Origin of the sequence: Hydrogenophaga sp. (genome assembly GCF_051007235.1) — a bacterium.
Taxonomy (GTDB): domain Bacteria; phylum Pseudomonadota; class Gammaproteobacteria; order Burkholderiales; family Burkholderiaceae_C; genus Hydrogenophaga.
In genome coordinates this window covers 1-8,554 of the sequence record NZ_JBPCSJ010000143.1, presented here as the reverse complement: position 1 = coordinate 8,554, position 8,554 = coordinate 1, and the positions used below count along the sequence as shown (strand labels likewise).

The 8,554-nt window shown below is 69.8% G+C and carries 5 protein-coding genes; 4 read left to right on the top strand and 1 reads right to left on the bottom strand.

The features are described 5' to 3' along the window. Positions 1-45 precede the first annotated feature (45 nt). On the bottom strand, positions 46-1,329 hold the full coding sequence (lplT, locus tag ACR2JA_RS05390) for a lysophospholipid transporter LplT (protein WP_434008084.1): 1,284 nt from the start codon (positions 1,327-1,329) through the stop codon (positions 46-48). A 153-nt stretch (positions 1,330-1,482) separates the two neighbouring features. Between lplT and alr the strand changes: the two genes are divergently transcribed. The 4 genes from alr (at position 1,483) to ACR2JA_RS05370 (ending at position 8,463) form a co-directional block, all read left to right on the top strand. Then, positions 1,483-2,616, top strand: a complete 1,134-nt coding sequence (gene alr / locus ACR2JA_RS05385; protein ID WP_434008083.1) for an alanine racemase — start codon at positions 1,483-1,485, stop codon at positions 2,614-2,616. 96 nt (positions 2,617-2,712) lie between these two features. Beyond that, on the top strand, positions 2,713-3,969 hold the full coding sequence (locus tag ACR2JA_RS05380; protein ID WP_434008082.1) for an MFS transporter: 1,257 nt from the start codon (positions 2,713-2,715) through the stop codon (positions 3,967-3,969). Positions 3,970-4,032: 63 nt separating this feature from the next. Then, on the top strand, positions 4,033-5,196 hold the full coding sequence (locus tag ACR2JA_RS05375) for an efflux RND transporter periplasmic adaptor subunit (protein WP_434008081.1): 1,164 nt from the start codon (positions 4,033-4,035) through the stop codon (positions 5,194-5,196). A 12-nt stretch (positions 5,197-5,208) separates the two neighbouring features. Next, complete coding sequence (locus tag ACR2JA_RS05370) at positions 5,209-8,463, top strand: efflux RND transporter permease subunit (RefSeq protein ID WP_434008080.1); 3,255 nt, start codon at positions 5,209-5,211, stop codon at positions 8,461-8,463. The last annotated feature ends 91 nt before the right edge of the window (positions 8,464-8,554 follow it).

The window sequence follows — 8,554 nt, the reverse complement described above, 5'->3', positions numbered from 1 at the left end:
GCCCCCAGCAGGGGGGTGACGCGCCGTCAGGCGCGGCGCGGGGGGTTAACCATGCAGATCATCGCGGCGTGCGATCTCCAGCAGCCGCTCCAGCTCCACGCCGTGGTGGCGCTGGTTGTGCTGGTGCCACTTCATGATCAGCCACATGAAGCCCGCCACCAGCAGGCCAAAGGCGGTGATGGCGGCGAAGGCCGACAGGCCCATGCCGGTGGAGAAACTGTAGAGCGCGCCCAGGCCCAGGATGCAGGCCTGTTCGTTGAAGTTCTGCACCGCGATCGATCGGCCCGCGCCCATCAGGTTGTGGCCGCGGTGCTGCAGCAGCGCGTTCATGGGCACCACCAGGAAACCGCCCAGGCCGCCCAGCAGCACCAGGAAGGGCGCGGCCACCCAGACGTTGTCGATGAAGTTCATCGCGATCACCAGCACCCCCATGCCGATGCCCAGCGGCATGACGCGGGTGGCCTGGTCCAGCTTCATGCGCATCGACGCGACCACCGCGCCCACCGCGGTGCCCAGCGCCACCACCCCCACCAGGCTGGACGCCTGCGTGGTGCTGTAGCCCAGGGCCGCGCCGGCCCAGGCCAGCACGATGTAGCGCAGGTTGCCGCTGACGCCCCAGAACAGCGTGGTGGTCGACAGCGAAATCTGGCCCAGGTGGTCGCGCCACAGGCGGCCGTTGCAGAGCCAGAAATCCTGCAGCAGGAACAGCGGGTTGCGCTGCATGGGGCGCGGTGTCACCCCGGTCAGGGGGATGCGCAGGTTGAAGGTGGCGGCCAGTGCGTACACCGCCACCAGCATCGCAATGGCCGCTTCGGCCGCGCGGTCGATGCCGGTGGACAGGAACGGCATGTCCAGCGCGAGCAGTTTGGCCGACAGGTACGGCCCCACCAGCTGGCCACCCAGCAGCACGCCCAGGATGATGGAGGCGATGGTCAGGCCTTCGATCCAGCCATTGGCCTTGACCAGCTGCGACGGTGGCAGCAGTTCGGTGAGGATGCCGTATTTGGCCGGCGAGTAGGCCGCAGCGCCCAGGCCCACCAGGGTATAGGCCAGCAGCGGGTGCACGCCCACCAGCATCAGCAGGCAACCCACCACCTTGATGGCGTTGCTGATGAACATGACCTGGCCCTTGGGCCGCGCGTCGGCGAACGCCCCCACGAAGGGCGCGAGCACCACATAGAACAGGGCAAACAGGGGGACGAGGGCGGCGCTCTGCCATTCGGGCGCGTGCCGGCTGCGCAGCAACTCGATGGCGGCCACAAACAGCGCGTTGTCAGCCAGGGAGCTGAAAAACTGCGCCGTCATGATGGTGTAGAAGCCGCGCTTCATGGGGATGATTCTGGCGACCGGACGGGCTCAGCGGGGGCTGTTGAGCGGGCCGTGGGCGGTCTTTTTATGCGAAAGTCAGCGCTTATCTCCAAGGATGCGGGGTTATAGCACGCGACCCTGAAGCCCCCTGGAGGCCGACTTTCCTGCCCCGCCATGCCCCGTCCCATCCTTGCCACCGTCCACCCCGCCGCCCTGCAACACAACCTCGAACAGGCCCGCCTGCGTGCGCCCGACGCCCGCGTCTGGGCGGTGGTCAAGGCCAACGCCTACGGCCACGGCATCGAGCGGGTGTTCGACGCGCTGCGCAGCGCCGACGGCTTTGCGCTGATCGATCTGGCCGAAGCCCAGCGGGTGCGCGCGCTGGACTGGCGCGGCCCGATCCTGCTGCTCGAAGGCGTGTTCGACCCGCGCGACCTCGAACTCTGCTCGCGCCTGCACCTGTGGCACGCGGTGCACTGCACCGAACAGATCGACTGGCTGGCCGCGCACAAGACCCAGGTGCCGCACCGCGTCTTCCTCAAGCTCAACAGCGGCATGAACCGCCTGGGCTTCACGCCGCACGCCTTCCGCGCCGCCTGGGCGCGGCTGAACGCGTTGCCGCAGGTGGAAGAGATTTCGCTCATGACGCACTTCAGCGACGCCGACGGCCCGCGCGGCATCGCCCACCAGGTGGCCGCCTTCGAAGCCGCCACCGCCGACCTGCCGGGCGAGCGCACGCTGTGCAACAGCGCCGCCATCCTGCGCCACGCCAGCAGCCCGCTGCGCGGCGAAGGCGTCACCACGCTGGCGGCCGACTGGGTGCGCGAAGGCATCGCGCTGTATGGCGGCGCACCCGACCACCCGGAAAACACCGCCGCCGGCTGGGGCCTGCAGCCCACCCTGAGCCTGACCACCCAGGTCATCGGCACGCAACAGCTGCAGCCCGGCGACACCGTGGGCTACGGCTCGACCTTCACCGCCGACGCCCCCATGCGCATCGGCGTCATCGCCTGCGGCTACGCCGACGGCTACCCGCGCCACGCCCCCACTGGTACGCCGGTGCTGGTCAACGGCGTGCGCACCCGCCTCATCGGCCGCGTCAGCATGGACATGATCACCGTCGACCTGGCGCCGCTGGACGCCGCCGGCGTGCCGGCCGGCATCGGCAGCGAGGTCGTGCTCTGGGGCGTCTCGCCCAGCACCGGCGCCCAGCTGCCGGTGGACGAGGTGGCGCGTGCGGCGGGCACCATCTCGTACGAGCTGCTGTGCGCCGTGGCGCCCAGGGTGCCGTTTGCCGATCCCGCGTAGAGCCCGGTTACCACAGAGGTTCATTTACAGGACGACCCGCGCGCGGGAGGGCTGCCCGGCAGACAATCGATTGCATTCTTCGATTGAAAGCCTGACTTGAACCGTGTCACTGCCGCCCTGGCGGCCCCGCTCCAGGTCCTGCGCGGCCTGCCCTATGTCGCCTGGATCATCCTGTACTGCGCCCTGACATGGGGCGTCTTCGGTGCGCTGCTGGGGGCGGTCACGCCCAACCTGCGGGCGCAGATGGGCGTTTCGTTCCAGCAGATGGGCTGGCTGATGGCGATCTGGAGCGCCGGTGGCGCGGTCGGCTCGCTGCTGGGCGGCGCCATCGCCAAGCGCTTCCCGCCGCGGCGCCTGCTGCGCGCCTACGCCACGGCCGTGCTGCTGGCGGTGGCGGGCGTGCTCTGGGCGCCCAGCTTTGCCTGGCTGGCCTTTTTCATGGTGGCGGTGGCCACCTTCGAGACCGCGCTGTTCACCCTGGGCCATGGCCTGCTGGCCGAGTTGAGCGACGATCCCGAGCAGCGCACCCGCATCATCAGCCTGGTGGACGTGGGCTACAGCAGCGGCTCGGTGCTCTCGCCCTTGCTCGCGGCGGCGGCGCTGGCGCTGAACCCAAGCTGGCGCAGCCCGTACCTGGTGTTCGCCCTGCTGGCCACCGGCCTGTGGCTGCTGACGCTGCAGCGCCAGCGCCTGCGCAGCGTGCAGTTCCGCCCCGACCATGCGCACGCGGACGACGCCGGCCCGGACACCACCGGGCGCGCGCCGCTGGGCTACGCCGGCCTGCTGCGCCAGCCGCTGGTGCGCTGGGTGCTGTTCGCCGGGCTGTGCAGTGGCCTGTCCGAATGGGGGCAGTACTTCTGGTTCGTCAGCTTTGCCACCGAGGCGCTGGGCCAGCACGAGCAGGCTGCGCGGCTGGCGCTGGGCTTTCTCATGGCGGGCATGGTGACGGGCCGCGTCTGGCAGGCCTTCGTGCACAGCCGCTGGAGCATGGAGCAGAAGATCAAAGGACTGGGTACCCTGGCCGCGCTGGCGCTCGCGGGCGTCTGGCTCAGCCCGGCCGATCCGCCTTTTGTCTGGCTCGCCGTGTGCAACTTCTTCACCGGCCTGGGCGTGTCGGTGGGGTTCCCCATCCTGCTGGGCATCGCGCTGCGGGGCTTCCCGCAAGAGGCACCGCGCCTGTCGGCGCTGCTGATGATCGTGTTCTCCGCCGGGGCGCAGATCGCCGCCCTGCTGATGGGCGAAATCGCCGAACAGGCGGGCCTGCGCGCCGCCTACGCCGTGCTGGTGGCGGCGGCCGTGGGTTTTGTGGTCTGCGCCTGGCGCCTGGGCAAGGGCGTGCCCGTGAGGGTCTGATCGGGTATCGACTTGTACCCTGGGGGGTATGTAGGTATACTGCAGGCCGTATAGGAGTCTGCCATGCCTGCTCGTCTTGTTTCCCCTGCCTCTTCCCGCTTTTTTGCACCGCTGCCGCTGGCCCAGCGCCGGCTGGTGATCGGTGCGCTGTCGCTCGGCCTGCTCGGCGGCGCGGCCCTCCTGGCCAGCGCCCGCGTGTCGGCCGCCGACGCCCCGGTCGCCCCCGCCGGCCCGCAAGTGGCGGTGCTGACCCTGGGGCAGACCGCCGTGGGCGCCGCGGCCGCCTTCGACGGCAACCTGCAGGCGGTGCGCCAGAGCGTGCTCTCGGCCCAGGCCAGCGGCCGCATCGCAACCCTCTCGGTCAAGGCGGGTGACCGCGTGAAGGCCGGCCAGGTGCTGGCCGTGATCGACGACCGCGCCACCCAGGCCGGTGTGGCCCAGGCCCAGGCCGGCGTGGCCCAGGCCGACGCCAACCTCGCCAACGCCAAGGCCGCCTACGAGCGCACACGCGACCTGCGGGCGCAAGGCTTCATCGCGCAGGCCGCGCTCGACACCGCGCTGGCGCAGTACAAGGCCGCCCAGGCCGGTGCCGCCGCCGCCCGCGCCGGCCAGACCCAGGCCAGCGTGGCCCAGGGCTTCACCCGCCTGACCGCCCCGTACGACGGCTGGGTGCTGGCCACCCACGCCGAAGCCGGCGCTCTGGCCATGCCGGGCGCGCCCATCCTGACGGTGTACGCGCCGCAACCCATGCGCGCCGTGGTCTCCGTGCCGGCCTCGCAGCAGCCGCTGGCGCTGTCGGCCCAGAAGATCGAGGTGCAACTGCCCGGCACCGACCGCTGGGTCGTTCCCGCGTCCAAAACCAGCGTGCCCGCCGCCGACCCCGTGTCGCAAACCGTGGAATGGCGCCTGAACCTGAGCGATGCCGACGGCGCGGGCCAGGTGCCCGGCCGCCAGGTGAAAGTGCGCTTTGTGGGCAGCACCGCCCAGGCCGCGCCGCAGCGCCTGGTGGTACCGACCACGGCCCTGCTGCGCCGCGGCGAGCTGACCGGCGTCTACGTGGTCACCGCCACGGGCGAGGCGGCCAAGGGCTTCGCGCTGCGCGCGGTGCGCACCGGCGCCACGCACGGCGACGGCGTCGAGGTGCTGGCCGGTCTGAAAGCGGGTGACCAGGTGGCGCTCGATCCCGTGCGTGCCGGTCTGGCCGGTGCCACGCCCGTGGCGAAGTAAGAGGTCGCCACCATGAGCCACCCCAACGAACCTTCCACGCTGGAGAAGCTGGGCTTCTCCGGTTCCGTGGCGCGGGCCTTCCAGTCCAACGCCATCACGCCACTGCTGGCGCTGGTCGCGCTGCTGCTGGGCCTGTTCGCCGTGCTGGTCACCCCGCGCGAGGAAGAGCCGCAGATCAACGTGACCATGGCCAACGTGATCATCCCGTTCCCCGGCGCTTCCAGCGCCGACGTGGAGAAGATGGTCGCCGCCCCGGCCGAGCACGTGCTTTCGCAGATCCAGGGCATCGAACACACCTACTCCGTCGCACGCCCCGGCGTCGCGGTGCTGACGGTGCAGTTCAAGGTCGGCGTGCCGCGCACCGAGGCGCTGGTGCGCTTGTACGACGTGCTCAACGCGAATCAGGACTGGCTGCCCCAGGGCCTGGGCGTGCTCACCCCCATCGTCAAGCCCAAGGGCATCGACGACGTGCCGGTGCTCGCCGCCACGCTGTGGACCGAAGACGCGCAGAGCGCGCACGACCTGGAGCGCGTGGCCCACGCGGTGGAGACCGAGCTCAAGCGCGTGCCCGGCACGCGCGAGGTGGTCACCATCGGCGGCCCCGGCCGTGCAGTGCACGTATGGCTCAACCCGACCCAGCTGCGCGAACGCGGCATCAGCGTGCAGCAGCTGCACGGCGCCATCGCCGCGGCCAACCAGGCCATGCCCTCGGGTTCGGTGGTCAACCCCAACCCGGCCGCCGGCGAGCCCGGCATGCTGTCGGTGGAAACGGGTGAGTTCCTGCAGAACGAGCAGGACGTGGGCGACATCGTCGTGGGCGTGAACGCGGGCCGCCCGGTCTACCTGCGCGAAGTGGCGCGGGTGGAAGCCGGTGCCCAGCTGCCGCAGCGCTATGTGTGGTTCACCCCCGGCGCGGCCGATGCAGCGCACCCCGGCCAGCAGGGCCAGAACCACCCGGCCGTGACCATCACCGTCACCAAGAAGCCGGGCGAAAACGCGGTGGACGTGGCGCGCGGCGCAGCCCAGCGGCTGGACAACCTGAAGAACACGGTGATTCCCGACGACGTGCAGGTCAGCATCACGCGCGACTACGGCAAGACCGCCGCCGACAAGGCCAACAAGCTGATCCAGAAGCTCATCTTCGCCACCGGCAGCGTGATCGTGCTGGTGGGCCTGGCGCTGGGCCGTCGCGAAGCGGTCATCGTCGGCGCCGCGGTGATCCTCACGCTCACCGCCACGCTGTTCGCCAGCTGGGCCTGGGGCTTCACGCTCAACCGTGTGTCGCTGTTCGCGCTGATCTTCTCCATCGGCATCCTGGTGGACGACGCCATCGTGGTGGTGGAAAACATCCACCGCCACCGCATGCTCACACCGCACGATCCGCTGTCGGTCATCATCCCGCGCGCGGTGGACGAAGTGGGCGGCCCCACCATCCTGGCCACCTTCACCGTCATCGCGGCCCTGCTGCCCATGGCCTTTGTGAGCGGTCTGATGGGCCCGTACATGAGCCCGATCCCCATCAACGCCAGCATGGGCATGGCGATCTCGCTGGCCATCGCGTTCACCGTCACGCCCTGGCTGGCCCTCAAGCTGACCAAGACCGATGGTCACGCCGACCACGGCCCGGGCAAGCTCACCAGCGCGCTGCAGAACACCTTCACCAAGATCCTCACGCCCTTCCTGCAGAGCGCGCGCAAGCGCTGGCTGCTGCTGGCCGGCATCCTGGCCGCGCTGCTGCTGTCGGTGGGCCTGGCGGTGGTGCAGTGGGTGGTGCTCAAGATGCTGCCGTTCGACAACAAGAGCGAGTACCAGGTGGTGGTCGACATGCCCGCCGGCACGCCGCTGGAAAGCACCACCGCCGTGCTGCAGGACATGACCGCTTTCCTCGCGCGACAGCCCGAGGTGACCCACGTGCAGGGCTACGCCGGCACCGCCAGCCCCATCACCTTCAACGGCCTGGTGCGCCAGTACTACCTGCGTGCCGAGGCCGAAGGCGGCGACCTGCAGGTCAACCTGATCGGCGCGCACGACCGCAGCGAGAAGAGCCACGCCATCGCCCAGCGCCACCGCCCCGAGCTGGAAAAGATCGCCGCCGCCCACGGCGCGCGCGTCAAGGTGGTGGAAGTGCCGCCCGGCCCGCCGGTCATGTCGCCCATCGTGGCCGAGGTCTATGGCCCCGACCAGGCCGGCCGCGCCGAGCTGGCGCAGCGCGTGGCCAAGGCCTTTGCCGGCACGCCCGACATCGTGGGCGTGGACACCTCGCTCAAAGAGAACGCGCCGCGCGCTTTCCTGCGCATCCAGCGCCAGCGCGCCGAGTCGCTGGGCATTCCGGTGCAGGTGATCGCGCAGACCGTGTACGCCGCGCTCTCGGGCAGCGACGCCGCCTACCTGCACGACGGCCACGCCAAGTTCGCGGTGCCGGTGCGCCTGCAACTGCCGCGCGAAGCGCAGGTCGGTCTGGACGCGCTGCTGGCCCTGCCCATGAAGGCGGCCAACGGTGCCATGGTGCCCCTGTCCGAACTGGTCACCGTCGAACGCGGCGTGATCGACCAGCTGCGCTTCACCAAAGACATGCTGCCCGTCACCTACGTCTTCGGCGACATGGCCGGAAAGCTCGACTCGCCGCTGTACGGCCTGTTCGGCATCCGCTCGTCCATGGCAGAAGCCGCGCTGCCCAACACCGGCGACATGGGCGAGTACTGGATCAGCCAGCCGCGTGATCCCTATCGGCAGTACGCAGTGAAATGGGACGGCGAGTGGCAGATCACCTACGAGACCTTCCGCGACATGGGCGCGGCCTACGGCGTCGGCCTGATCCTGATCTACCTGCTGGTGGTGGCGCAGTTCAAGAGCTACGTCACGCCGCTGATCATCATGGCGCCCATCCCGCTGACCATGATCGGCGTCATGCCCGGCCACGCGCTGCTGCACGCGCAGTTCACCGCCACGTCCATGATCGGCATGATCGCGCTGGCCGGCATCATCGTGCGCAACTCCATCCTGCTGGTGGACTTCATCGAGCTGGAAACGAAGCGCGGCGTGCCGTTCGCACAGGCCGTCGTGCAGTCCGCATCGGTGCGCGCGCAACCCATCGCGCTGACCGGCCTGGCCGCCATGATGGGCGCCTTCTTCATCCTCGACGACCCGATCTTCAACGGCCTGGCCATCGCGCTGATCTTCGGCATCGCCGTGTCGACCATGCTGACGCTGGTCGTCATCCCGGTTCTCTACTACGCCGTGTACCGCAAGAAGTACGAAGCGGCGTGACCCTGTGTGTGTCCATCTTTTTCAAGGAGTCTGAAATGACCGTCGAACGTCTCATCCGCATCATGGCCGGCACCGTCGTGCTGATCTCGCT

Bases quoted from the DNA above. Each gene is read 5' to 3' on its own strand.
- ACR2JA_RS05370 (WP_434008080.1), top strand. From the start codon at position 5,209: ATGAGCCACCCCAACGAACCTTCCACGCTGGAGAAGCTGGGCTTCTCC.
- lplT (WP_434008084.1), bottom strand. From the start codon at position 1,329: ATGAAGCGCGGCTTCTACACCATCATGACGGCGCAGTTTTTCAGCTCC.
- alr (WP_434008083.1), top strand. From the start codon at position 1,483: ATGCCCCGTCCCATCCTTGCCACCGTCCACCCCGCCGCCCTGCAACAC.
- ACR2JA_RS05375 (WP_434008081.1), top strand. From the start codon at position 4,033: ATGCCTGCTCGTCTTGTTTCCCCTGCCTCTTCCCGCTTTTTTGCACCG.